The sequence below is a fragment of the Micromonospora sp. RV43 genome (assembly GCF_001029515.1).
In the GTDB taxonomy this organism is placed as follows: domain Bacteria; phylum Actinomycetota; class Actinomycetes; order Mycobacteriales; family Micromonosporaceae; genus Micromonospora; species Micromonospora aurantiaca.
Map to the genome: position 1 here is coordinate 1 of NZ_LEKG01000059.1, position 23,648 is coordinate 23,648.

The 23,648-nt window shown below is 74.2% G+C and carries 21 protein-coding genes; 10 read left to right on the forward strand and 11 right to left on the reverse strand.

Annotation, left to right across the window (positions count from 1 at the left end; all coding sequences use genetic code 11):
• The 4 genes from ABD52_RS16255 to ABD52_RS16270 all read right to left on the reverse strand — a co-directional run.
• On the reverse strand, window positions 1-1,174 hold a 1,174-nt coding region (locus ABD52_RS16255), incomplete at its 3' end, for an MFS transporter (protein ID WP_047892369.1).
• Between the two features lie 39 nt (window positions 1,175-1,213).
• Window positions 1,214-1,795: an isochorismatase family protein gene (locus ABD52_RS16260; RefSeq protein WP_013474230.1), complete on the reverse strand. Its 582-nt coding sequence runs from the start codon at window positions 1,793-1,795 to the stop codon at window positions 1,214-1,216.
• A 15-nt stretch (window positions 1,796-1,810) separates the two neighbouring features.
• Window positions 1,811-3,097, reverse strand: coding sequence for a nicotinate phosphoribosyltransferase (locus ABD52_RS16265; RefSeq protein WP_047892370.1), 1,287 nt, complete (start codon window positions 3,095-3,097; stop codon window positions 1,811-1,813).
• A 16-nt stretch (window positions 3,098-3,113) separates the two neighbouring features.
• Window positions 3,114-5,786 (reverse strand): LuxR family transcriptional regulator, encoded by a 2,673-nt coding sequence (locus tag ABD52_RS16270; RefSeq protein WP_047892371.1) that lies wholly within the window; start codon window positions 5,784-5,786, stop codon window positions 3,114-3,116.
• Window positions 5,787-5,979: 193 nt separating this feature from the next.
• Here ABD52_RS16270 and ABD52_RS16275 point away from each other — a divergent pair, with 193 nt between their 5' ends.
• From ABD52_RS16275 to rdgB, 9 genes are all read left to right on the forward strand, one after another.
• On the forward strand, window positions 5,980-7,521 hold the full coding sequence (locus tag ABD52_RS16275; RefSeq protein ID WP_047892372.1) for a hypothetical protein: 1,542 nt from the start codon (window positions 5,980-5,982) through the stop codon (window positions 7,519-7,521).
• Between the two features lie 115 nt (window positions 7,522-7,636).
• Complete coding sequence (clpS, locus tag ABD52_RS16280; RefSeq protein ID WP_018786685.1) at window positions 7,637-7,927, forward strand: ATP-dependent Clp protease adapter ClpS; 291 nt, start codon at window positions 7,637-7,639, stop codon at window positions 7,925-7,927.
• Window positions 7,924-8,427 carry a DUF2017 domain-containing protein gene (locus ABD52_RS16285; protein ID WP_013284356.1) on the forward strand — a complete coding sequence of 168 codons (504 nt, stop codon included), beginning with the start codon at window positions 7,924-7,926 and terminating at the stop codon, window positions 8,425-8,427. Before clpS ends, ABD52_RS16285 begins: the two co-directional genes overlap by 4 nt.
• A 55-nt stretch (window positions 8,428-8,482) precedes the next feature.
• Window positions 8,483-8,971 (forward strand): Mov34/MPN/PAD-1 family protein, encoded by a 489-nt coding sequence (locus ABD52_RS16290; protein ID WP_013284357.1) that lies wholly within the window; start codon window positions 8,483-8,485, stop codon window positions 8,969-8,971.
• Window positions 8,972-9,038: 67 nt separating this feature from the next.
• Entirely contained in the window at window positions 9,039-9,377 is a 339-nt protein-coding gene (locus ABD52_RS16295) for a MoaD family protein (RefSeq protein WP_047892373.1), read from the forward strand.
• Between the two features lie 11 nt (window positions 9,378-9,388).
• A complete protein-coding gene (locus ABD52_RS16300) occupies window positions 9,389-10,354 on the forward strand; it encodes a PLP-dependent cysteine synthase family protein (protein ID WP_047892374.1) in 966 nt (321 codons plus the stop codon).
• 225 nt (window positions 10,355-10,579) lie between these two features.
• Window positions 10,580-11,326 (forward strand): MBL fold metallo-hydrolase, encoded by a 747-nt coding sequence (locus ABD52_RS16305; RefSeq protein ID WP_047892375.1) that lies wholly within the window; start codon window positions 10,580-10,582, stop codon window positions 11,324-11,326.
• 73 nt (window positions 11,327-11,399) lie between these two features.
• The gene (gene rph / locus ABD52_RS16310) at window positions 11,400-12,125 is read left to right on the forward strand and encodes a ribonuclease PH (protein WP_047892376.1); all 726 of its coding nucleotides are present in this window, start codon (window positions 11,400-11,402) and stop codon (window positions 12,123-12,125) included.
• Window positions 12,122-12,739, forward strand: coding sequence for an RdgB/HAM1 family non-canonical purine NTP pyrophosphatase (gene rdgB, locus ABD52_RS16315; RefSeq protein WP_047892377.1), 618 nt, complete (start codon window positions 12,122-12,124; stop codon window positions 12,737-12,739). The genes rph and rdgB overlap by 4 nt, the downstream gene beginning before the upstream one ends.
• Window positions 12,740-12,805: 66 nt before the next feature.
• Here rdgB and hutH read toward each other — a convergent pair whose 3' ends face one another.
• Genes hutH through ABD52_RS16345 form a run of 6 tightly spaced genes read right to left on the reverse strand, consistent with a single transcriptional unit; the run spans window position 12,806 to window position 20,604 of the window.
• Complete coding sequence (gene hutH / locus ABD52_RS16320; RefSeq protein WP_047892378.1) at window positions 12,806-14,344, reverse strand: histidine ammonia-lyase; 1,539 nt, start codon at window positions 14,342-14,344, stop codon at window positions 12,806-12,808.
• A complete protein-coding gene (gene hutI / locus ABD52_RS16325) occupies window positions 14,341-15,510 on the reverse strand; it encodes an imidazolonepropionase (protein WP_047892379.1) in 1,170 nt (389 codons plus the stop codon). Before hutI ends, hutH begins: the two co-directional genes overlap by 4 nt.
• Window positions 15,507-16,871 (reverse strand): formimidoylglutamate deiminase, encoded by a 1,365-nt coding sequence (locus ABD52_RS16330; protein ID WP_047892393.1) that lies wholly within the window; start codon window positions 16,869-16,871, stop codon window positions 15,507-15,509. The genes hutI and ABD52_RS16330 overlap by 4 nt, the downstream gene beginning before the upstream one ends.
• Window positions 16,868-18,088 carry an allantoate amidohydrolase gene (locus tag ABD52_RS16335; RefSeq protein WP_047892380.1) on the reverse strand — a complete coding sequence of 407 codons (1,221 nt, stop codon included), beginning with the start codon at window positions 18,086-18,088 and terminating at the stop codon, window positions 16,868-16,870. The genes ABD52_RS16330 and ABD52_RS16335 overlap by 4 nt, the downstream gene beginning before the upstream one ends.
• A gap of 11 nt (window positions 18,089-18,099) precedes the next feature.
• Window positions 18,100-19,746 carry a urocanate hydratase gene (gene hutU / locus ABD52_RS16340; protein ID WP_047892381.1) on the reverse strand — a complete coding sequence of 549 codons (1,647 nt, stop codon included), beginning with the start codon at window positions 19,744-19,746 and terminating at the stop codon, window positions 18,100-18,102.
• A gap of 12 nt (window positions 19,747-19,758) precedes the next feature.
• The gene (locus ABD52_RS16345; RefSeq protein WP_047892382.1) at window positions 19,759-20,604 is read right to left on the reverse strand and encodes a MurR/RpiR family transcriptional regulator; all 846 of its coding nucleotides are present in this window, start codon (window positions 20,602-20,604) and stop codon (window positions 19,759-19,761) included.
• Window positions 20,605-20,718: 114 nt separating this feature from the next.
• Between ABD52_RS16345 and ABD52_RS16350 the strand changes: the two genes are divergently transcribed.
• Window positions 20,719-21,921 (forward strand): hypothetical protein, encoded by a 1,203-nt coding sequence (locus ABD52_RS16350; RefSeq protein WP_047892383.1) that lies wholly within the window; start codon window positions 20,719-20,721, stop codon window positions 21,919-21,921.
• A gap of 12 nt (window positions 21,922-21,933) precedes the next feature.
• Here ABD52_RS16350 and ABD52_RS16355 read toward each other — a convergent pair whose 3' ends face one another.
• Window positions 21,934-23,619 (reverse strand): glycosyltransferase family 39 protein, encoded by a 1,686-nt coding sequence (locus tag ABD52_RS16355; RefSeq protein WP_235437479.1) that lies wholly within the window; start codon window positions 23,617-23,619, stop codon window positions 21,934-21,936.
• Between the last annotated feature and the right edge of the window lie 29 nt (window positions 23,620-23,648).

The following is a 23,648-nucleotide window of genomic DNA, read 5'->3' on the forward strand; positions in this document are numbered from 1 at the left end:
GCTCGATCGGGAGCACCGCCAGCGCCACCAGCGCGCCGATCGCGCCGGTGACCACGAAGCCCCACGCGGGCGCGGAGGCGTCGATCACCGCGCCGGCCAGCGGCGCGCCGAGCGCGATGCCGACCGTCACGGCGGAGCCGTGCAGGCCCATGGCCAGCCCTCGGACGGAGGGTGGGGCCAGCCGGCTGACCGCGTCGGAGGTGGACGCGATGGTGGGGGCGCAGAGCGCACCGGCCGGGATCAGCGCCAGGCAGAGCAGCCACCAGTGCGACCCGCCCAGCCCGACGGGGATGGTGGTGAGGCTCAGCGCGGCCATCAGCGCCAGCGGGGAGAAGGAGCGGCGTACCGCGCCGTAGGCGAAGCCACCTGCCAGCGAGGCGACCGCCCAGGCGGCCAGCACGGCGCCGGTCCAGCCGACCTCGCCACCGGACCGGAGCACGGCTACCACCGCGACGTCGGTGCCGCCGAGCACCAGCGTGGCGGCGAGGCTGACCGCCAGGACGGCGAGCAGGCGCGGGGTGAGCCACTCGCGGCGGTGCACCGGGCGCGGGGGCCCGGCCGGCTCGTCGGCGGCCCGGATCGGCGGGTCGAGCAGCCAGAAGCAGATGCCGGAGGCGACGATCCCGGCGCCGACCGCCCAGAGCGTCAGGCGCGGCGTGACGGCGGTGGCCAGTGCCACGGCGAGTGCCGGGCCGACCATGAACGACAACTCCACGGCCATCGAGTCCAGCGCGTACGCGGGGCGGCGCTTCTCCACCGGCACGAGCGCGGCGATCGACTGGCGGACCATCGAGAAGATCGGCAGTGCGAGCAGCCCGGCGAGGAACGCGGCCGGTAGGAGCACCGGGTACGGCAGCGTGGGCGCGGCGGACCAGAACAGCGCCTCGGCGACGGTGGTGAGCACAAGCACCGGGCGGAGCCCACGGCGGTCGATGAGCCGCCCGAGCAGCGGGGCGCCGACCGCCGCGCCGACCGTCGACGCGGCGCCGACCAGGCCGGCGGCGCCGTAGCCGCGGCCCAGGTCGAGCACCACGTAGAAGGTGAGCGTCACCCCGGTGGCGGTCAGCGGCACACGGGCCAGCACCGACACCAGCAGCAACGATCGGAGACCGGGTAGGGCGAGCGCCTCCCGGTAAGGCTTCAGGTTCACGACGGTCCGTACCTCCGGCGCCATCCTGGGGCCGGGGTACGACACCCGCAAGCGATTACCCGGTCAAGCGGCAGTGATCACAGGCTCGCCCACCATTGTCACCCCGGCGCCGTCGAGCGCCCGCAGCGCCACGTCGAGCGTGTCCGGCGCGACAGCGGCGGTCAGGTCCAGCAGCACAGTGGTCCGGAAGCCCTCCCGGGCGGCGTCCAGGGCGGTCGCGCGCACGCAGTGGTCGGTGGCGATGCCGACCACGTCGACCCGGTCCACGCCGTGGCGGCGCAGCCAGTCGGCCAGGCACTCGCCGTCGGGGCCGTGCCCCTCGAAACCGGAGTACGCGGCCGCGTGCTCGCCCTTGTGGAAGATCACCTCCACCCGGTCGGTCACCAGCTCGGGGTGGAACTCGGAACCGGAGGTGCCGACCACGCAGTGCCGGGGCCAGGAGTCGACGTAGTCCGGCGGGTCGCCGAAGTGCGCGCCCGGGTCGACGTGGTAGTCCTTGGTCGCGACCACGTGGTCCCACCGGTCCGGCTCGGCGGCCAGCAGCCGGGAGATGCCGGCGGCCACGCCGGCTCCGCCACCGACCGCGAGGGAGCCGCCCTCGCAGAAGTCGTTCTGCACGTCCACGATGATCAGGGCGTTCGCCATCTGACGGGTTCCTCCTCAGCTCGCGGGTACGACGGTCACCGGTACGGCGGGATCCCCGGCGGAGAGCTTGAGCCCCTCCCACGGGATCGAGATCAGGCACTGGCGCAGGTGGTCCCGGGACTCCTCCAGCGTGGGCAGGGTCTCCGGTTCGCCCGACACCACGTACGAGTGCTGGAGCAACCGGTCGTTGGGCTGCCGGTCCGGCACGCCCTGCGGCACGATGACCTCCTCGGTGGCGGTGCCGGTCGGCTTGTGCCGGCGGACCGCGACCTTCCGGCCGCCGATGGTGGCCTTGTGCTCGGAGCGCTTGACCACCGGCCGCCCCTCCACCTCGACCAGCTTGTAGACCAGGCCGGCGGTGGGCGCTCCGGAGCCGGTCACCACGGCGGTGCCGGCGCCGTACATGTCCACCGGTTCGGCGGCGAGCGCGGCGATGGCGTACTCGTCGAGGTCGCCGGAGACGATGATCTTCGTCTCGGTGGCGCCGAGCGAGTCGAGCAACTCGCGGGACTGCTGGGCGATCACCGCGAGGTCGCCGGAGTCGATCCGGACCGCCCGCAGCTCCGGCCCGGCCACCGCGATGGCGTTGCGGATGCCCTGGGCGATGTCGTACGTGTCGACGAGCAGCGTGGTGTCCTTGCCCAGCGTGGCGACCTGGGAGGCGAACGCGGCCCGCTCGTCGTCGTGCAGCAGCGTGAAGGCGTGCGCGGCGGTGCCCGCGGTGGGGATGCCGTAGCGCTGCCCGGCGGCCAGGTTGGAGGTGAACCGGAACCCGGCCAGGTACGCGGACCGCGCCGCGGCGACGGCGGCCTCCTCGTGCGCCCGGCGGGAGCCCATCTCGATCAGCGCCCGGCCCCGGGCGGCGGTGACCATCCGGGCCGCGGCGGCGGCGACCGCGCAGTCGTGGTTGAGCACCGACAGCACGAGCGTCTCCAGCACCACGCACTCGGCGAACGTGCCCGACACGGTGAGGATCGGGGAGCCGGGGAAGAACAGCTCGCCCTCGGCGTAGCCGTCGATGTCGCCGGTGAACCGGTAGTCGGCCAGCCACTGCGCGGCCGGCTCGTCCACCACTCCGGTACGGCGCAGGAAGTCGATCTCCGCCGGGTCGAACCGGAAGTCGCGGATCATCTCGATCAGCCGGCCGGTCCCGGCGATCACGCCGTACCGGCGCCCGGCCGGCAGCCGCCGGCTGAACACCTCGAAGACGCAGCGTCGGTCGGCCGTGCCGTCACGCAGGGCCGCGCTGACCATGGTCAGCTCGTAGTGGTCGGTCAGCAGCGCGGGACGAAGGGTGCTCACCGCCCCAGCCTAGAGTTCAGCCCGGATCCGCGCCGTCGTGCCCCGGCATGGACCGCAGTGCGGCCCGCAACTCGCCGCGCCCGGCGACGCCGAGTTTGCTGTAGACGCGCTGGAGGTGGTTCTCCACCGTGCGCGTGGACAGGAACAGCCGTTCGGCGATGGCGCGGCTGGTCACGCCGTCGGCGGCGAGGCGGGCGATCTCCCATTCCCGTTCGCTGAGCGTGGGGCGCAGCAGCCGCAGCGCCGGGGTGGAGATCTCGTCGCAGCGGCGCAGCAGATCGGCCAGGCGTTCCCGGATCGGCCCGGTGGCGCCGCCCCGGACGTGTCGTGTCCGGTGCAGCGCCAGGGCGGTCGCCTCGGCCGCGTACACGGTCAGTTCCCGGTCGGCGAAGCCGTCGGCGACGGCGAGCAGCGCGTCCGGGGAGCCGTCGACTGCGGCCCGGCCGAACCGGGCGACGAGCGGCGGCAGCACGCCGTCGACCTGCTCGGAGAGTTCGGCCAGGCGCTGCGCCACGGTGCGCCGGCCACCGTCGGTGCAGGTCGGGCCGACCGGCGCGGCGGCCTGGTCCAGCCGGACCAGGTCGAGCAGGACGAGCAACTCGTGCCCGGCCAGGCCGTCCTCGCGCAGCCGGTCGGCGAGCGCGCACAGGTGCTTGGTCGCGGCCGGCAGGTCACCCGTGGCGGCCTGGACCGCGCCCCGGGCCTGCTCCAGCCACGGGTAGAGCACGGCCATCCCGGGTGCGTGCGTCCGGTCCGCCTCGGCCATCGCCTCGGCCGCGTGCGTCGCGTCGCCGCGCAGCGCGGCGGCCTGGGCGCGCTCGGCGTGCGCGAGGCCCGCGTACACCCGGCTGGTGGCGAGCACCGCGCACGCCTCCAGGCTGGTCCGCAGCGCGTCGTCGCCGCGCCCGCGCAGCCGCGCCGCGTACGCCTGGAGGATGGCCAGGTAGCCAGTGCCGAGCCGGAAGTCGCCGGCCCCGGCCAGGTCGGCGAACTCGTCGGCGACGATCGCGTCGATGCCGGGCAGGTCGCCGGAGAGCGTCAGCCGGGTGCCCCGGGCCAGTTCCATGGCGAGCTGGAGGTAGGGCATGTCGGCCCGCCAGCACGCGGCCTCGGCCTGCACCCGGGCGATCGCGGTGGCACTGAGCTGGTATTGCCCCTGCGCGGCCTGCAGGTGGGCGAGCGTGCAGCGGGCCAGCTCCCGGGCGGCCATCGGGGCGGCGGGCCGGTCCAGCACCTCCTGGGCCAGCCGGACCGCCACGTCGACGTCGAGCCGGTGCAGCCGCATGATGGCCTCGAAGGCGCGTACGCGGGCGCGGTCGGCGGGGTCGCTCAGTTCCTCGCCGCGCGCGGCGATCTCCTCCACGGTGGACTCGCGGTTGAGTCCCCAGTAGCTGACCATGCCCCGGACGGTCAGCCACCGGCTGCGCCGCCGTTCGTCGTGGATCTCACCGGCGACCTGGTCGAGCACGCCGAGCGCCTCGTCCGGCCGGTCGCCGAACATCAGGATGGTGGCGAGCAGTTCGGCCGCGTCCGTGCCGCCGCCGGCCTCCAGCGCGGCCCGGGCCAGCCGGGTGGCCAGCGGCACGTCGTACCGGCCGAACGCCTGCACCGCCGCTTCGAGCAGCAGGGCCACGTCCTGCGCCGTACCCGAGTCGAGCCGCCACACCGCGACGCGCAGCAGGTCCTCCCGGCGGCGCTTGCCGACCTGTTCCAGCAGTCCGGCCAGGGTGGCCTGGAGCCTGCGGGTGCGGCTGACCGGGCAGTGCCGGCGCATCACCTCGCCGTAGAGCGGGTGCGCCAGGCGGACGTTGAGCCGCCGGTCGTCGTGGACCAGCGCGATGAGCCCGCGCTCCTCGGCGGTCTCCACGTCCGCCGGGTCGGCCGCGCGTTCCAGCAGTTGCAGGCCCAGCGGCTCGCCGAAGGCGACCAGTTCGACGACCGCCCGGACGCCGGGGGTGAGCTGGCCGATCCGGGTGTCGATCAGTTCGGTGAGGCTGGGCGCCAGCTCCAGCCGCCCGGTCCAGGTCCAGATCCCGTACCTGCGGTTCAGCTCGTCGTCGGCGGCCAGCACCAGCTCCCGCAGCAGCAGCGGGTTGCCCGCGGAGAGCTGGAACAGCCGGTCCGAGGAGCCGGCGTCGACGGGACCGCCCAGGATGGCGGCGAGCAGCCCGGTGGTCTCGCTGCGGCACAGCGGGGCCAGCTCGACCAGGTCGGCCAGGTCGTCGGTCCAGAGTGCGCGGATCGGCAGCGGGACCTGTTCGCCGTTGCGCAGCGTCCCGATGACGTACGCGTTCTCCGAGCGGGCGACCAGGTGCACGAGCGCCGCCGAGGGCGGGTCGAGCAGATGCGCGTCGTCGATGGCCAGCACGATGGGCCGGCCGGCGGCCTGTTCCTGGAGCACGTCCATGGCCCAGCGCAGGATCCCGGCGGGGGACAGGCCCTGCGGCTGCGAGGCGGGCAGCACCTGGACCAGCCCGCCGAACGGCAACGCGGCGGTGGTGGCGCTGGCCGCGATGGACCAGATCGCGTACCGCTCGGGGGAGAGCGCGGCCACTCCCTCGCGCAGCAGGCGGCTCTTGCCGACCCCGGCGTCGCCGCTGAAGAGCAACCCGCGCCCCTCCGGGCCGCCGACCGCCGACAACAGACGGTTGAGTTCATCAGTACGGCCGACGAACTCCCACCTACTCATCGATGCAGCATATCGACCGTGTTCCGTCCGCGTCCGCACCGTCACGCAGTGAAGTTGAGTAATCTGTTCATTACCCGTGAGTACCGGATGTGTTGGTTGTCGGATGGCCGACACCCGTACTCTTCCGGCAGTCCCTGCAACCAGGGAAAATCCGCGACCGGTACCCCGGTCGCCCGACCGGGAGGCCCACCTGATGACGCCAGGTCCGCTCCCTTCGGTCGACGTGCCCGACCCAGGCCGGCAGGCCGAGCCACCCGGATCCGCCCCGCTGCCGACCCGGCTCGGGGTGACCGTGCCCGGGCCGGACGAGCCGATGGCGGTGGTCGTCGCCGGTCCGGCCGGCGCGAACCGGCGTGAGCTGATCGCCGGCCTGCTCGGGGTCGAGGCCGCGACGCTCGCCGTGCCGCCGGGAAGCAACCTGCTGGTCCAGCACGCCGCCACCGCGACCCGCGCCGCGTACGTCCCGGGCTACCGCCAGCCGCACGCCTACGGTGCCGACCCGCTCGCCGCCGGTCCGGCGCTGGCCCGGCCGCCGCGCCGGGTCGAACTGAGCCTGCCCGATCCGCTGCTGCGGCACTTCGCGGTGCTCGACACGCCTGATACCGGCACGCTCGGCGTCGCAGGCGGCCGGGTGCTGCGCGACGCCGTCGGCCGGGCCGGCGCGCTGCTCTTCGTGATCTCCGCCGACCAGGCGTTCAGCGCGGCCGAGCTGCACCTGCTCGCCGAGGTGGCGCGTGCCCGGGTCGAGGTGTTCTTCGCCGTCACGCCCGGCGTGACCGGCCCGGCCGCGCCGGGCGACGGCGCGCGGGCCCAGGACCGGGCGGCGTCCGGCCCGAACGGGTCGGTCCGCCGGCTCGACCCGGTGTCGGTCTCCATCGAGGCGCACCGGGCGGCGCTGCTGGCCGCGGTGCCGGCGCTCACCCCGGCCCGGTGGTTCCCGGCCCGCCGCGCCGAGCTGCCGCAGCTGCGCCGCGCGCTGGTGGGCTGGGCCGCCGACGAGGTGCTGCGACGCGGCAGCGCCCGCCCGCCGGTGCCGGCCGGCGCGCACGGCCGGGTGCCGGTGCTCGCCGGCGTCGAGCCGGGCGAACTGGCCGACCGGATCGACCGTCAGGCCCGCGCCTGCGCCCGCCGGATCCGCCAGCACCTCGCCCTGGAACTGGCCAACATCCACCTGCGGGTGGTGCAGGAGATCGTCTTCGGGGTCGGCTGCGCCGGCCTGCCGCAGATGCTCGACCGCGAGCTGGAGGCGCTGTCGCTGCTCGCCACCGCCCAGTGCGACGAGGCGGTACGGGGCCTGGTCGACGAGGCCGCCGCCCGGGTCTTCGGCGCGCCGCTGGCCGAGGGCGTACGCCGGCGGATCATCCACGCGGTGCGCTGGGGCCTGGCCGACCACCCGGACGCCCCCGAGCTGGACCGGGTGCTCCTGGTGACCAGCACTGCCGGGGTCGCCGGGCTGACCGGCGCCGGTGCCCTGGACGCGCTGGCCGGGCTGCCCGGCGCGCAGCGCGACGAGGTGCTCCCGCCGGTCGGCGTCGCCCTCAACGGCGGCTGCTGGCAGCACTGGCGGGCGCCCGGCAACAACGACCCGAACGCCGCTCGCTCCTGGGCCCAGCGCGCGTTGCGCGAGGTCGAACTCGAACTGTCCCGCGAGGTGTCCCGCCGCTTCGAGGTGATCCGTCTCTCGCTGGGCGCGGTGCTCGCCGATGCGGTCGACCACGGCATCCTGCTTGCCTGACCACGGCGCCGGCACACGGCGACCCGGGCTCGCGTACGCGGCCCGGGCGGGTGACGACGACCCGCGCGCGGTTCCGGTTCATCGGTTCCCCGGATCCGGTGGCACGATGGGGGGCATGGCGGCTCCACAGGTTGCGCCGGTCGAGACGCCGGACACCGAAGAGGTGCCGGTCTCCGACCGGCCATGGGTGACCATCGTCTGGGACGATCCGGTCAACCTGATGACGTATGTGACCTGGGTGTTCCAGAAGCTCTTCGGGTACAGCCGGGAGAAGGCGGAGCGGCTCATGCTGGACGTGCACCACAAGGGCAAGGCCGTGGTCTCCAGCGGCGCCCGGGAACGGATGGAGCACGACGCGGCGCAACTGCACGCGTACGGCCTGTGGGCGACGGTGGACCGCTCATGAGCATGTTCCGCCGCCGGGGCGACCACTACGTGGCCACGTTCGCGGTCGACGAGGTCCGGGTGCTGCGCAAGGTCGCCAACGAGGTGGTCGGTCTGCTGACCGACGGCTTCGACCACGGCGACCCGGTGGTCGGGCGGCTGTTCCCCGACGTCTACCCGGACGACGACGCCGGCACCGCCGAGTTCCGCCGCTACACCGAGGGCGACCTGAAGACCGGCAAGATCGACCAGGCGGGCGCGGTCCTCGCCGCGCTGCCCGACGGGGACGCCGGCGGCGAGGTACGGCTGGACGCGGAGGCGGCCGAGGCGTGGCTGCGGGCGCTGAACGACGCCCGGCTGGCGATGGGCGTACGCCTGGAGATCAAGGACGGCACCGACCTGGGCGAGGAGCTCGACGACGCGGTGGCCGCGGACCCGGGTTCGTCCCGGGTGTTCCAACTGTCGGTCTACGCCTATCTCGGATATCTCCAGGAATCCCTGCTCAACGCGCTCATCGACTGAGTGGTGACGGTTGCCACCTCGCCGCCCGGGAGGGCCAGGCGCTAGGCTTGGCGGCGTGCTGAGCATCGACCGGTCGATCATCGACGCGATCGTCGCCCACGCGCGCCGGGACCACCCGGACGAGGCGTGCGGCGTGGTCGCCGGTCCCGTCGGCAGCGACACCCCGACCCGGCACATCCCGATGGACAACGCCGCCCGCTCCATGACGTTCTACGAGTTCGACTCGATGGAGCAGTTGCGGGTGTGGCGCGAGATGGACGACCGCGACGAGGAACCGGTCGTCATCTACCACTCGCACACCGCGACGGAGGCCTACCCGTCGCGTACGGACGTCTCCTTCGCCGGCGAGCCGGGCGCGCACTACCTGCTCGTCTCGACCCGCGAGCCCGACACCGAGGAGATCCGCTCCTTCCGGATCGTCGACGGCGTGGTCACCGAGGAACCGGTGGAGATCGTGGATGCCGCCGTGGACCCGAACGCCGTCCAGTCCTACATGTTCGGGCAGAGCCCGGCGACGGTCGACTACGAGTGTTCCGACCGCTGACCTTCAGCGCCGGCACCTTCCTTTTCCCGTCACCTGGCACGATCCCGAACGAGGAGCACGAGACACCATGGCCATCGAGGTTCGCATCCCCACCATCCTGCGCAGCTACACCGGCGGCGCGAAGGTCGTCGAGGGCAGCGGCGACACGCTCGCCGACCTGATCGCCGACCTGGACTCCCGGCACGGCGGCCTGAAGGCCCGCCTGGTCACCGACGCGGGCGCGCTGCACCGGTTCGTCAACGTCTACGTCAACGACGAGGACGTCCGCTTCCTCGGCGCGCTCGACGCCAAGCTCAACGACGGCGACAGCGTGACCATCCTGCCGGCCGTCGCCGGTGGCGCGTTCGGCTTCGCGGCCGCCGCGGCGATCGCCTCGCACGCGGTCTCCACGCGCGCCGCCCGCTGAGGGGGCCCGCGATGGCGCGGTACGACAGCCTGCTCGACGCCTGCGGCGGCACACCGCTGGTCGGGTTGCCCCGGCTCTCGCCGACGGTCCCGGCCGGGGCGCCGCCGGTGCGGCTCTGGGCCAAGCTGGAGGACCGGAACCCGACCGGCAGCATCAAGGACCGCGCGGCCCTGTTCATGGTGCGCGCGGCCGAGGAGTCCGGCCGGCTGCGTCCGGGTGACACGATCCTGGAGCCGACAAGCGGCAACACCGGCATCTCGCTGGCCATGGTGGCGAAGCTGCGCGGCTACCGGCTGGTCTGCGTGATGCCGGAGAACGTCTCCACCGAGCGGGTGCAGCTGCTCCGCATGTACGGCGCGGAGATCATCTTTTCGCCGGCCGCGGGCGGCTCGAACCAGGCGGTCGCGACCGCGAAGCAGATCTCCGCCGAGCACCCGGACTGGGTGATGCTCTACCAGTACGGCAACGAGGCGAACGCCCGGGCGCACTACGAGACGACCGGGCCGGAACTGCTGCAGGACCTGCCGGGCATCACCCACTTCGTGGCCGGGCTGGGCACCACCGGCACGCTCATGGGCACCGGGCGCTACCTGCGGGAGAAGGTCGAGGGCATCCAGATCGTGGCGGCCGAGCCGCGCTACGGCGAGCTGGTCTACGGTCTGCGCAACATCGACGAGGGTTACGTGCCCGAGCTGTACGACGCCGGGGTGCTGTCCCGCCGCTTCTCCGTGGGCACCCGGGACGCGGTGCTGCGTACCCGGCAGCTCGTCGAGGTGGAGGGCATCTTCGCCGGGTTCTCCACCGGCGCCATCCTGCACGCCGCGCTCGCGGTGGCGCACGAGGCGGTCCGCGACGGCCGCCGCGCGGACGTGGCGTTCGTGGTCTGCGACGGCGGCTGGAAGTACCTGTCGACCGGCGCGTACGGCGGCACCCTCGCCGACGCGGAGGAGGCCCTGGACGGTCAGCTCTGGGCCTGACGGACCGATGGCCGGTCCGGTCGGTGGCGTGCCCGCCGGCCGGACCGCCGGTCTCGTCCGGAGCGGACGTGTATGGGTGTCACGTTGATGACAACTTCCGGCAGATGATTCTTGCTCGACCGGGGCGACGCGTAGGCTGCGCAGCGTGGCGAGCGCGTCGGTAGAGATCATCGGCGGGGCCGCCGCCGGCGCATCGACTACTCATCGTGAGATCGAGGCCACCGGATGAGACTGACCGTCCTCGGCTGCGCGGGCAGCTTCCCGGGGCCCGAATCCCCCTGTTCGGCCTATCTCATGGAAGCCGACGGCTTCCGGCTTCTGATCGACTTCGGGGTGGGGTCGCTCTCCACGCTCCAGCGTTACGTCGGGTTGCACGCCCCCGACGCCATCCTCCTCACCCACCTGCACTGCGACCACATGTTCGATGCCGTGTCCTACGTGGTGGTACGCCGGTACGCGCCGGACGGCCCGTACCCGCCCCTGCCGATGTACGCCCCCTCCGGCGCGCCCGACCGGCTTGCCGCCGCGTACGGGCAGGAGGAGGGCTCGGTGGAGGACGTCTACCAGTTCTACGGCCTCCAGCCGGGCACGTTCCCGATCGGCCCGTTCTCCGTCACCGTCGACCGGATGAACCACCCGGTCGAGACGTACGGGGTGCGGCTGGAGCACGGCGGCCGGGTGTTCTGCTACTCCGCGGACACCGCGCCCTGCGAGGCGCTGCTGCGCCTGGCCCAGGACGCCGACGTGTTCCTCTGCGAGGCCAGCTACATGGACGGCGTGGAGAACCCGCCGGACCTGCACCTGACCGGCCGGGAGGCCGGCGAGGCGGCCACCAAGGCGGGCGTGGGACGACTCCTGCTCACCCACCTCGTACCGGCCTGGGGCAGCGAGTCGCAGACCGTGGAGGCGGCGGCCGGGGCGTACGCCGGGCCGCTGGACGTGGTCCGGCCCGGCGCCTGCTACGACGTCTGAGCCCGGCGGCGGCCGGGTCGTGTCGGCGGGCACCGGCGGGCGGTGCGATCACCGCACCGCATAGGGTGCAGGCATGGCGCGACCTGACGGGCGGCGGCCCGACCAACTCCGACCGGTGACCCTGACCCGGAGCTGGAGCACCCACCCGGAGGGCTCGGTGCTCGTCGAGTTCGGTGCGACCCGGGTCCTCTGCACGGCGAGCGTCACCGAGGGCGTGCCCCGCTGGCGCAAGGGCTCCGGGCTGGGCTGGGTGACCGCGGAGTACGCGATGCTGCCCCGGGCCACGAACACCCGCTCGGACCGGGAGAGCGTCCGCGGCAAGGTCGGCGGGCGCACGCACGAGATCTCCCGGCTGATCGGCCGCAGCCTGCGCGCCTGCGTCGACCTGAAGGCGCTGGGCGAGAACTCGATCGTGCTGGACTGCGACGTGCTCCAGGCCGACGGCGGCACCCGTACCGCCGCGATCACCGGCGCGTACGTCGCACTGCACGACGCGGTGACCTGGCTGGCCGAGCGCAAGTCGCTGGCCGGCAAGGCGGAGAAGGTGATGCACCGCTCGGTGGCCGCGGTGAGCGTCGGCGTGATCGGCGGCGAGCCGATGCTCGACCTCTGCTACGCCGAGGACGTCACCGCCGAGGTCGACATGAACGTGGTCTGCACCGGCACCGGCGACTTCGTCGAGGTGCAGGGTACGGGCGAGGCGGGCGTCTTCGCCCGCGACCAGCTCGACGCGCTGCTCGACCTGGGCGTGGCGGGCTGTCTGGAACTGGCCGACGCGCAGCGGAAGGCGCTCTCGTGAACAAGGTCCTGCTCGCCACCCGGAACCGGAAGAAGCTGGTCGAACTCCAGCGGATCCTGGACGGCGCGCTCGGCGCGCACCGGATCGCCCTGCTCGGCCTCGACGACGTCGAGGAGTACCCGGAGCTGCCGGAGACCGGCCTCACGTTCGGTGAGAACGCGCTGATCAAGGCGCGGGAGGGCTGCCGGCGTACCGGCATGCCGACCATCGCGGACGACTCCGGGCTGGCGGTGGATGCGCTCAACGGCATGCCGGGTGTGTTCAGCGCCCGTTGGTCCGGCCGGCACGGCGACGACCACGCCAACCTCCAGCTCGTGCTGGACCAGGTCGCCGACGTGCCGGACGAGCACCGGGGCGCGGCGTTCGTCTGCACCGTCGCGCTGGTGCTGCCCGGCGGCAAGGAGCACCTGGTCGACGGCCGTCAGTCCGGCCGGCTGCTGCGCGCGCCGCGCGGCGACGGCGGCTTCGGCTACGACCCGATCTTCCTGGGCGACGGGCAGGAGCGGACCAACGCGGAGTTGACGCCGGAGGAGAAGGACGCGGTCAGCCACCGCGGCAAGGCGCTGCGGGAACTGGCCAAGCTGGTCGCGAAGGTGCTCCCACCCGCCGCCTGACCCGCCCCCACCGGGCACCCGGCCGCAGCGCCGACCGGGCACCCGAAGAACGCCGGACCGGCCCGCTCAGCCGAGCGGGCCGATTTCCCGTTCGATCGCCGCGCGCAGCTCCGGGCCGCGTACCACGTCCCGCGCGGCCTCCATCAGCGGCGCGAGGAACACGTCCGGCCCCGGCTCGCCGATGGTGCCGCCGAGCGCGTCGAGCGCCGCCCGCCCGGCCGGTGACGGCGTCAGCGGCGCGCGGAGCTGGAGTCCGCGTACGGCCGCCAGCAGTTCCACCGCGAGCAGGCTGGTCAGGTTGTCCAGCACGGTGCGGAGCTTCTTGGTGGCCGCCCAGCCCATCGAGACGTGGTCCTCCTGCATGCCGCTGGTCGGCAGCGAGTCGATCGAGGCGGGTGCGGCGAGCCGGCGGTTCTCCGCCACGATCCCGGCGGCGGTGTACTGGGCGATCATCAGCCCGGAGTTCACCCCGGGGTCCGGGGAGAGGAACGCCGGCAGGTCACGGTTGCGGGCCACGTCGAGCAGCCGGTCCACCCGGCGCTCGGCGATCGCGCCCACCTCGGCGGCGGCGATGGCCAGGTAGTCGGCGGCGAAGCCGAGCGGCGCGCCGTGGAAGTTGCCTGTCGACTCGACCCGCCCGTCCGGCAGCACCACCGGGTTGTCCACCACCGACAGCAGCTCCCGGCCGGCCACCACCTCGACGAAGTCGAGCGTGTCCCGGGCCGCGCCGGCCACCTGCGGGGCGCAGCGCATCGAGTACGCGTCCTGCACCGCGTGCGCCAGGTCGTCGCGGTGCGAGTCCATCACCGCCGAGCCCTGCAACAGCCGGTGGATGTTCGCCGCCGACGCGGCCTGGCCCGGGTGCGGGCGGATCGCGTGCAGCTCGGGCAGGAACGGCCGCTCCGACCCGAGCATCGCCTCGATGGCCAGCGCCGCCGTCACGTCCGCCATGGCGAACAGGTGCCGGGCGTCGGAGACGGCGAGCAGCAGCATGCCGAGCATGCCGTCGGTGCCGTTGATCAGCGCCAGCCCTTCCTTGGCGGCGAGCGACACCGGCTTCAGCCCGACCCGGTGCAGCGCGTCGGCGGCCGGGATGCGGTCACCGGCCGGGCCGAGCACCCAGCCCTCGCCGAGCAGCACGAGCGCGCAGTGCGCCAGTGGCGCCAGGTCTCCGGACGCGCCGAGCGAGCCGTGCTCGGGCACCCACGGGGTGACCTCGTGGTTGAGCAGGTCCACGAGCGCCTCGGCGACCAGCGGGCGGACCCCGGAGCGGCCGAGCGCCAGCGACCGGACCCGCAGCAGCATCATGGCGCGTACCACCTCGCGCGGCATCGGCGCGCCCACCCCGGCGGCGTGCGAGCGGATCAGCGCGTGCTGAAGCTCGGCCCGGCGCTCCGGGGCGACGAACGTGTTGGCGAGCGCGCCGAAGCCGGTGGAGACGCCGTACACCGGACGGCCGGCCGCCTCGATCCGGTCCACGATGGACCGGGAGGTCGCCATCGCCTCCGTGGCGGCCGGGTCGAGCACGACCTTGGCGGTGCCGCGGGCCACCGCGAGCACGTCGGCGGCTGTGACGCCGGTGGACAGGATGGTCACGGTGGTCATCGCGGTACTCCGTTGTGCAGGACCTGGCGGATCAGTGGCACGCCCGGCCGGTAGGCCAGGTGCAGGTGGGACGGGGCGTCGAGGATGATCAGGTCGGCCCGCGCCCCGGGCGTCAGCCGCCCCACGTCGGTGCGGCGCAGCGCCGCCGCCCCGCCGGCGGTCGCGGCCCACACCGCCTCCGCCGGGGTCATCCGCATCTCGCGTACGGCGAGCGCGACGCAGAACGGCATCGACGACGTGTACGACGAGCCGGGGTTGCAGTCGGTGGCCAGCGCCACCGTCACGCCCGCGTCGAGCAGCCGCCGGGCGTCCGGGTACGGCGACCGGGTGGAGAACTCCGCGCCGGGCAGCAGCGTGGCGACAGTCTCCGAACCGGCCAGCGCGTCGACGTCGGCGTCGGTCAGGTGGGTGCAGTGGTCGACGCTGGCCGCTCCCATCTCCACCCCGAGCCGCACGCCCGGGCCAGGGCCGAGCTGGTTGGCGTGCAGCCGGACGCCCAGCCCGGCGGCCTGCCCGCAGGCGAGGATGGCCCGAGCGTGGTCGGCGTCGAACGCGCCCCGCTCGCAGAACACGTCGATCCAGCGGGCGTACGGCGCGGCGGCGGCCAGCATCGGCCCGCACACCAGGCCCACGTAGTCGTCGGGGCGGTCGGCGTACTCGGCGGGGACGACGTGCGCGCCGAGGAACGTGGTGTCGCCGGTGAACTCGGCGGCGATCCGCAGCGAGCGGGCCTCGTCGGCGACGTTGAGGCCGTACCCGCTCTTGATCTCGACGGTGGTGGTGCCCTGCCGCAGCATCTCCGCGCGCAGCCGGCCCACAGTGGCGCGCAGGTCGTCGTCGGAGGCGGCGCGGGTGGCGCCGACTGTGGTGCGGATGCCGCCGCCGGTGTACCGCTCGCCGGCCATCCGGGCGGCGAACTCGGCCGCCCGGTCCCCGGCGAAGACCAGGTGGGCGTGGCTGTCCACGAAGCCGGGCAGCACCGCGGCGCCGCCGGCGTCGATCCGCCGGTCGGCGGCGGGCGCGTGCCGGGCCGGACCGGTCCAGGCCACCTCGCCGTCCTCGACGAGCAGGGCGGCGTTGCGGCGGATGCCGAGCGGGTCGCCGTCGCGGCCGTCGTTGGTGACCAGCTCGCCGATGTGGTCGACGAGCAGGCTGCCGCGCGTCACGAGTCCTCCTTCGCGGTCACCGCCGCGATGGCGTCCCGCAGCTCGGTGGGCACGTCCACGGTCAGGTGCCGGCCGCCGTCCACCACGGGCCGGCCGTCGACCACGACGCTCGTCACGTCGGCGGCGGTGGCGGCGAAGAACGCGCCGACCGGCGGGATCCCGGCGGTGCGGGCGCTGTCGAGCCGTACCGTGACCAGGTCGGCGCGCTGCCCGACGGCGAGTCGGCCGGCGTCGCCCCAGCCCAGCGCGGCGTGCCCGCCGACGGTGGCGGCGGTGACCAGCTCGGCCGGCTTGAAGTGCCCCCGCCGCCGGGTACGCAGCCGCTCGTCCATCTCGACCGCGCGGGCCTCCTCGAACAGGTCCACCACGGCGTGGCTGTCGCTGCCGAGGCTGAGCGGGCTGCCCGCGTCGGCCATCCGGCGTACCGGGCCGATCCCGTCGGCCAGGTCGCGTTCGGTGGTGGGGCAGACGCAGACCCGGGTACGGCTGTCGCCGAGCAGCGCCACGTCGGCGGCGGTCGGGTGGGTGGCGTGCACGGCCGTGGTGTGCGGGCCGAGCACGCCGTGGTCGGCCAGCAGCCGAGTCGGCGTGCACCCGTGCACGGCCCGGCAGGCGTCGTTCTCGGCCGGCTGCTCGGACAGGTGCACGTGCAGCGGCAGCCCGTTGCGGTCGGCCCAGCCCGCCACGGTGGCGAGCTGCCCGGCCGGGACCGCGCGCACCGAGTGGATGGCGGCGCCGAGCCGGACGTGGTCGTCGGCCGGGCGGAACGCGTCCACCCGCTGCGCCCAGCGCAGCGCGTCGCCGTCGCCGAACCGGCGTTGCGGCCCGGCCAGCGGAGTGCCGTCCACGCCCCCGGCCAGGTACGCGGTGTCCAGCAGCGTGAGCCGGATCCCGGCGTGCGCGGCGGCCTCCACGAGCGCGGCGGACATGGCGTTCGGGTCGTCGTACGGGGTTCCGCCGGGACCGTGGTGCAGGTAGTGGAACTCGCCCACGCAGGTGATCCCGGACAGCGCCATCTCCGCGTACACGGCGCGGGCCAGCGCCAGGTAGGAGTCCGGGTCGAGCCGGATCGCGACGGCGTACATCAGGCTGCGCCAGGACCAGAAGTCGCCGCGCCCGTCGTGGGTGCGCCCGCGCAGCGCCCGGTGGAACGCGTGCGAGTGGGCGTTGGCCAGGCCGGGCAGCGTCAGCCCGGGCAGCCGGACCGCGTCGGCGAGCACCTCGACCCCGGCGGTCGGCGGACCGTCCACGGTCAGCGGGGTGACCGCGGTGAGCCGCCCGTCGGTCGCCTCGATCAGCACGTCCCGGGTGGGCTCGGCGCGATCGGGCAGCCAGGCGTACTCGGCCAGCCAGCGGGTCAGCGGCATGCCAGCTCCTCCAGCACCCGGGCCAGGGCGGCCACCCCGGCGGCGCAGTCGGCGTCGGTGGCCGCCTCGGCGGGGGAGTGCGACACCCCGGTCGGGTTGCGCACGAACAGCATCGCGGTGGGCAGGTGCGCCGCCAGCACGCCCGCGTCGTGCCCGGCGCCGGTGGGCAGCACCGGCGCGCCGAGCAGCGCGGCCAGCCGGTCGGCCAGCCCGCGGTCGAACGCGACGAGCGGGGTCGCCGACTCCTGCGTGCAGGTCAGCGCGGTCCCGTCGCGGCCAGCCCGGTCGGCGGCCTTGGTGCGTACCGCCTCGACCAGACCGTACAGCGTCTCCGCCTCGGCCGCCCGCGCGTCCAGCCAGCCGGTGACCCGGGACGGGATCGCGTTCGTGGCGTTCGGCTCGACCGACACCCGGCCGACTGTGGCGTGCGCGTCGCGCAGCCGGGCCTCCTTGTTCGCCGCCAGCACAGTGAACGCGTAGGTGAGCATCGGGTCGCGGCGGTCGGCCATCCGTGTCGTACCCGCGTGGTTGCCCTCGCCGGTGAAGTCGAACCGCCACCGGCCGTGCGGCCAGATCGCGGAGGCCACCGCGACCGGCGCGTCCAGGTCGACCAGCGCGCGGCCCTGCTCGACGTGCAGCTCCACGAAGGCCGCGAAGCGGCCGAGCAGCGCCCGGTCGGCGCCCGCCGGCCGCTCGCCGAGCGCCTCGGCGAAGGTCGTCCCGGCCTGGTCGCGCAGCCCGGCCGCGCGGTCGACGTCGATCTCGCCGGTGAGCAGCCGAGACCCCAGGCAGGGTACGCCGAACCGCGCGCCCTCCTCCTCCACGAACGCGGCCACCACCACCGGCCGGTCCGGGGTGACGCCCGCGGCCCGCAGCTCGTCCACGGCGAGGAACGCGCTGACGATGCCGAGCGGACCGTCGTACGCGCCACCGTGCGGCACCGAGTCGAAGTGGCTGCCGGTGAGCACCGCATGGCCGGCGGCCGGGTCGCCCCACCAGGCGAACAGGTTGCCGTTGCCGTCCTGCTGAACCGGCATCCCGCGGGCGTCGGCCTGGTTGTGGAACCACTCCCGCAGCCGCAGCTCCGGTTCGGTCAGTGCGTAGCGCAGGTAGCCGCTGCTGCCCTCGTCGCGCCCGATCGGCGCGATCTCGTCCCACAGCTTCCTGAACCCGTTAGGAAGGGACCCTTCCTCTACCGAATGCGTTAACAAGGGGCCCTTCCTTACTCGGCCATCGGGACGCGGACGCCGGTGCGCCCGGCGACCTCGCGGGCGTCGTCGTAGCCGGCGTCGACGTGCCGGATCACGCCCATCGCCGGGTCGTTGGTGAGCACCCGCTCGATCTTCTGCCCGGCCAGGGCGCTGCCGTCGGCCACGCAGACCTGCCCGGCGTGGATGGACCGGCCGATACCGACGCCGCCGCCGTGGTGGATGGACACCCAGGACGCGCCGCTGGCGGTGTTGACGAGCGCGTTCAGCAGCGGCCAGTCGGCGATCGCGTCGGAGCCGTCGGCCATCGCCTCGGTCTCCCGGTAGGGGCTGGCCACGCTGCCGCAGTCGAGGTGGTCCCGGCCGATCACCACCGGCGCGCTCAGCTCGCCGGAGGCCACCATCTCGTTGAACCGCACCCCGGCGCGGTCACGTTCGCCGTAGCCGAGCCAGCAGATCCGCGCCGGCAGGCCCTGGAACGCGACCCGCTCGCCGGCCATCCGGATCCACCGGGCGAGGGACTCGTTCTCCGGGAACAGGTCGAGGATGGCCCGGTCGGTGGCGGCGATGTCCTTCGGGTCGCCGGAGAGCGCGGCCCAGCGGAACGGGCCCTTGCCCTCGCAGAACAGCGGCCGGATGTATGCGGGCACGAACCCGGGGAAGTCGAACGCCCGCTCGTATCCGCCGAGCTCGGCCTCGCCCCGGATCGAGTTGCCGTAGTCGAAGACCTCGGCGCCCGCGTCGAGGAAGCCGACCATCGCCTCCACGTGCTTCGCCATCGACGCCCGCGCCCGGTCGGTGAACTCGGCCGGCTCGGCCGCCGCGTAGTCCCGCGCGTCGCCGAGGTCCACGCCCTCCGGCAGGTACGACAGCGGGTCGTGCGCGCTGGTCTGGTCGGTCACGATGTCGATGGCGACGCCCCGGCGCAGCAGCTCGGGGAAGACGGTGGCGGCGTTGCCGACCACACCGACGCTCAGGGCCCGCCGGTCCCGCTTCGCGGCGAGCGCCCGCTCGACCGCGTCGTCAAGCGAGTCGGCGATCTCGTCGAGGTAGCGGTCGTGCGCCCGCCGCTCCAGCCGGGACCGGTCGACGTCCACGATCAGGCAGGCACCGCCGTTCATGGTGACCGCGAGCGGCTGCGCGCCGCCCATGCCGCCGCATCCGGCGGTGAGCGTCAGCGTGCCGGCGAGCGTGCCGCCGAAGCGCTTCTCGGCCACCGCGGCGAACGTCTCGTACGTGCCCTGGAGGATGCCCTGGGTGCCGATGTAGATCCAGGAACCGGCGGTCATCTGCCCGTACATGGTCAGGCCCAGCGACTCCAGGCGGCGGAACTCCGGCCAGGTGGCCCAGTCGCCGACCAGGTTGGAGTTGGCCAGCAGCACGCGCGGCGCCCACTCGTGGGTGCGCATCACCCCGACCGGGCGGCCCGACTGCACGAGCATCGTCTCGTCGTCGCGCAGCTCGGTCAGCGTCCGCACCAGCGCGTGGTACGACGGCCAGTCCCGGGCCGCCTTGCCGGTGCCCCCGTAGACCACCAGGTCCTCGGGGCGCTCGGCCACCTCGGGGTCGAGATTGTTCATCAGCATCCGCAGGGCGGCCTCCTGGGGCCACCCCTTCGCGGTGCGTGCGGTGCCGCGGGCGGCGCGGACGGGCTGGTGCATCTCGTACTCCTCTCAGCCGAGGAACAACTGGCGGCGGGCGGCGGACGACTCGAACGCCTCGAGCCGGTTCTGGGTCTCGGCCGGCGCGGCGTCGCAGATCGCCTGGAGCACCACCATGGCCAGCGTCATCGGTGCGGTGTGCAGATCGAAGACCAGGTCGGCGCCGACGGCGGCGGGCAGCACCACCTCGGCGTGCTCGGTGGCCGGGCTCACCGGCGAGTCGGTGATCGCCACGACCGTCAGCCCGGCGTCCCGGGCCTCGCGCAGCGCGTCCAGCGTCTCGCGGGGGTAGCGGGGCAGCACGAACGCCAGCATCGCCGTCGCGCCGGCCGCGACCGCCTGGTCCAGGCGGTCGACCAGCATGCTGCCGCCGTCGTCGAGCACCCGCACGTCCGGGTGCACCTTGGCGGCGAAGTACGCGAAGTACGCGGCGAGCGGCGCGGCGGCGCGCAGCCCGAGCACCGGCAGTGGACGGCTGGCCGCGAGCAGCTTCCCCACCTCGGCGACCCGGCCGGCGTCGGCGAGCTGTGCGGCGAGCCGGTCGAGATTGTCCCGCTCGGCGTGCACCGCCCGTTGCAGGGCGTTGCCGGCGGCCGGTCCGGCCGCCCCGGTGACAGTCAGTTCCCGTAGGCGTCGGCGCAGCGCGGGGTAGCCGTCGTGCCCGAGCGCCATGGCGAACCGGGTCACCGACGGCTGGCTGACGCCTGCCAGCTCGGCCACCTCGGCGGCGGACAGGTACGCCGCCGCGCCCGCGTGCCGCACGAGGCAGTGGGCGATGCGGCGCTGGGTCGGGGTGAGCCGTACGCCGTGGAAGAGGTCGAGCAGGCGGTCAGGGGAGGCCGCACCGCTTTCATTCACGAGCTGACTCTATGCATGAAAACTTTCAGAGCGCAAGAGTGGCCCGACCGCAGGGAGATCCGACGGGCGTGCTCTCTGTACTATCCGCACGGCGGGTGAGCAGAGGAGTGGGGCATGCAGCCGGAAGGTCCGTACAGGTTCACCGAGGTGCTGGGCGAGTGCCAGGTCGGCAGGGCCTGGGCCGCACTCGACGGGCAGGACCGCGCGCTGACCGTGGCGGTTCTGGACGGCGCCGCAGCCGGTGACCAGCGCTGGCGCGAGGCGTTCACCAACGCGGCGAACGTGCTGGCCCAGACGCCCGGCGGCCACCGGTACGTCAACTCCGACTTCGCCGCCGGCCAGCCCTGGGTGGCGTACCCGTCCGAAGAGGACGGCGCGGCCGAGCGGCTGTTCCGCAGCCTGGGCATGGACTACCAGCGCACCGCCACCGCCGAGATCCTCCCGCCGCCCCCGCCGGTGTCCGCGCCGCCGCAGCAGGTCTCGTCCCCGCCGCAGTTGCCGTGGAGCCCGCAGCCGTGGGCGATGACGCCGCAGCAGCCGGTCTCCGGCGCGCCCGTCTCGTCCGGCGCGCCGGTGTCGCCGGGCATGCCGGTGTCGCCGGGCATGCCGGTGCCGGCGATCCCGGCCCAGGCCACCGCCCCGGATCCGCTCGTGCCGACCGGCGGTCCCCGGATCGCACCGGTCGCCCGCCCGCCCAAGAGCCGTACCGGCCTGTGGATCGGAGGTCTGGTCATGGCGGCGGTGCTGGCCGGCGGCGCCGGTCTGCTCTCCGGACGGTCGCTCGCCGACGGTGGCGAACCGTCCACTCCGGCGGCCAGCGCCTCCCCGGCGCTCTACGAGGCCACCCAGCAGTCGCTGAACAAGGCGAAGTTCGACGCCACGCTCATGCCGATCGCCGAGCCGTGGCTCGACGGGGTGGGCGGTTGCGCGATCAACACCGAGAAGAGCGGCCCCGGGCTCGCCGCGGGCGAGAAGCAGCACGTCTTCTGCCGCTACCTGGGCGTGTCGGTGCACTTCGCCGAGTACGAGTCGGCCGAGAAGAAGGAGGCGGCGCGCGCCTTCCGCCAGCAGATGGGCATCATCGGCCGTGCGCTCGCGCCGGGCATGCGGGAGGCCGGACCGGCCACCGGCGGCGTCAGCGGGGCGCAGGGCAGCTACGTCGAGTACGCCGGCAACGGCCAGGACGGCCGCCCGGTCTGCGGCATCTGGTGGGGCCGCGACGACAACACGAGCGCGATCTACATGGAGACGCCGTGCGGCGCCGGGCTCGGCGGCAACTGGGACGCCCTGCGCGACCTCTGGCAGCGGCACAGCTAGGACGCCGCGCCGCTAGCGGACGCGGGCGCCGTTCGGCGGCGGCACCAGGCAGACGTCGCTGCCCTTGGTGACGCCCGCGGCCAGGTCGAAGCGGACCACGCGCGCCCCGCTGAACTGCCGCTCGGTGACCGCCACGCCGCTGCCGCCGAGCCGGACGATGACGTCCCGGTTCGCCCCGTCGGCCCAGTCGGTGGCCTGGAACAGCCAGACCCGGGATCGTCCGGGCAGCAACGCCGACACGGTCCGCCCCGGGCACCCGCCGGGGCCGGCCGCGACCACATAGGCGTCCGCCGCCGGGCCGTACCACGCCTGGGCGTTCCACGAGACCGTGGTGGCCAGCACCAGGTCACCCGGGCGGCGTTTGTCGTCCAGGTAGCCCAGCGCGCCCCGGTAGTCGACAGCGTTCGCGCCGCCGCCCTGGGCGAAGGCCCGCGCCGGATGCACAGTCGCCACCACTGCGGTGGCCAGCTGCGGAACGGCGAGCGCGAGCAGGAGCACCACCCCGACCACCCACCTGATCCGGGCGGGCAGGCCGGCCCGCATCGGTGGCGGTGCGACGGCGAGCGCGGCGAGCAGCAGGCAGGCCGGCACCGCGTAGAGCGCCAGCCGGCCGTTGAACGGGTAGACCGACACGGCCGCGCCGGCCAGCCCCGCCGCCAGCGGGGTGAGCAGAACCAGCACCGCCACAGTGGAGAGCCGGCGCAGCCCGGCGGCCGCGCCCAGCACCAGCAGCGGTACGACGACCCACGCCGACCAGGCCACGAACGGCACTGTGGCGAGACTCCGGTACGTCGCCGCGAGCCATTCCACTGTGGCGGCCAGGTCGGTGAGCGAGTGCGCCGGATAGATCGACTTCGCCCGCCAGTACGCGGCGAGCTGCGGATCGGCGAGTCCCGGCGCCAGGAACAGCACGTACACCACGAGCGCGACCACGCCCCAGGCCGGCGCCGGGGCGAGGAACCGGCCCAGTTCACGCCACCTGCTCGCCCACTGCCGATCCGGACGGGACAGCGCATACCCGCCCAGCAGCACGCCGAGCGCGCCGGTGACCGGAATGGACAGGGTGCTGACGAACGCCATGACCGCCGCGGTCGACCAGAACACCGCCGACCCGGCCCAGGTCGGGCCGGTCCGGACGAGCAGCAGCGCCAGCCCGACCACGAGCGTGACGCCGAACGCCTCGGCGCTGTACTGCTTCAGCTCGTTGGAGTAGCCGATGAGGAACGGCGCGACGGCGATCAGCAGCAGCGCCGCCAGCGCGGCGAGCGGCGGCAGGAGTGCCCGGCCGAGCCACGCCACGAGCGGCAGCAGCGCCAGCCCGAACAGCAGCGGCACCAGCCGTAGTGCCCGCTCACCGTCGCCGAACTGCTCGAACGCGAACCGTTCCAGCCACAGCCAGCCGGGCGGCGCCGACTGGCTGAACGCCAGCGGCTGCAACAGGTCCAGGTAGCCGCGCTCCCGGATGTTGTGCGCCACGTACAGCTCGTCGCTCCAGAAGCTGCGCGCGTAAGCCCACTGCCGGATCCGCAGCACGGCGCCCAGCGCGACGAGCAGGCCCGCGACGGACCAGTACGGGGACCGGCTCAGCCGGTCCCACGCGAGCGCGACGAGCGCCACCGGCGTGCCCGGCCGCGACGGCACCGGCGTCGCCGACGCGGGCGCCATCGAGGGGGAGAAGGCCGGGCGTGTCACGGACACGGCGAGACGGTATCAAAGCGTCATTCACG